Source organism: Poinsettia branch-inducing phytoplasma str. JR1, assembly GCF_000309465.1.
GTDB classification, from domain to species: domain Bacteria; phylum Bacillota_I; class Bacilli_A; order Acholeplasmatales; family Acholeplasmataceae; genus Phytoplasma; species Phytoplasma pruni.
Map to the genome: position 1 here is coordinate 1 of NZ_AKIK01000059.1, position 1,033 is coordinate 1,033.

Consider the following 1,033-nt stretch of genomic DNA (forward strand, 5'->3'; position numbering starts at 1 on the left):
AGTTGTTGGAACAGTTTTTCTTGGGTATAGGTGTGTTTTAGATTGTCTAAGAAATCAAGGTTATTTTCCTTACTAAAATCATTATTTAAAAAAGATAAGGATTTTTTAGTAAAATTATTTTTTGGAAAATTAGTTTGAAGATATGTTAATAACTCTTTGATAATGGTTGGTTTTGTAGTAATTTTGTCCCAAGGATGAGTGGTTTGTTTTTCTAAAAATAAATATTTTAAAGCTGTAAATATTTTTTTATTTTGGGAGTCAAGTAGATTTTTGGGGTTGATTATTTGGCAGTAAAGGTTTAATTTTTCCCATTGGCCTTGTTCGATATAATTTATTAGTTGTTTTAACGCTTTTTGTTCGTTGGTTAACATTTTTATATTAACTCCTTTTTTTATTTTTTAATTATATTAATATTAGAAAAAGGGATAAATTTGTTGGTAATTAAATTTTGTAAGAAATTGTTGGCTGAATTGGAAAATAAGTTAATTACTTGATTAATTCCTTGCACTTTTCCTTGATTGATTTTATTGTTTAGTCTTTGTGTTTCGGTTTCGTTATTAGTTAATAAATAGAACTCAAAACGGGTGTCTAATTTTTTTAATTGTTGTCCTTCTACCATGGTTTGTTTATAGCGGTCTCGGAGACAGGTTTTGAAATTAAACGCCATTATTCGTTTGGTTTCTGTGAATAAAACTAAATCAAATTTAATGTCGGGAATAAAAAATAAATTTACTTGAGGGTATAAATTATTGATGCCTTTATTGTTTAAGTATAATAAAATTAAATATTCATTGATTTTACCACGGATTACTTTTTGACTTTGAGAGTGGATATTATTTTGGTTAAAATAATGGTTTAATTGGTGATGATTGGTTTGCATATATTCGTTAATAGAAAGATTAAAAGTGTCTTTGTTAAAAAAGTATTTTAAAATTTCCACAGTTTGAATATTAGTATTAAATTGTTGAATATTAAAAAAATCTTGATTATTTAACATTTGCTATTCCTTTTCTTTAAATAAAAAAAGACCTTT

Annotated in this window: 1 protein-coding gene and 1 pseudogene; both read right to left on the minus strand. The window is 24.8% G+C overall.

Annotation, left to right across the window (positions count from 1 at the left end):
- Positions 1 to 371 (minus strand): annotated as a pseudogene (locus ON17_RS01540) (replicative DNA helicase); the annotation flags it as partial.
- 20 nt (positions 372 to 391) lie between these two features.
- Positions 392 to 997: a hypothetical protein gene (locus ON17_RS01545; RefSeq protein ID WP_017191748.1), complete on the minus strand. Its 606-nt coding sequence runs from the start codon at positions 995 to 997 to the stop codon at positions 392 to 394.
- Between the last annotated feature and the right edge of the window lie 36 nt (positions 998 to 1,033).

Excerpts from the sequence above, each read along its gene's own strand:
- ON17_RS01545 (WP_017191748.1), bottom strand. The coding sequence starts at position 997 with ATGTTAAATAATCAAGATTTTTTTAATATTCAACAATTTAATACTAAT.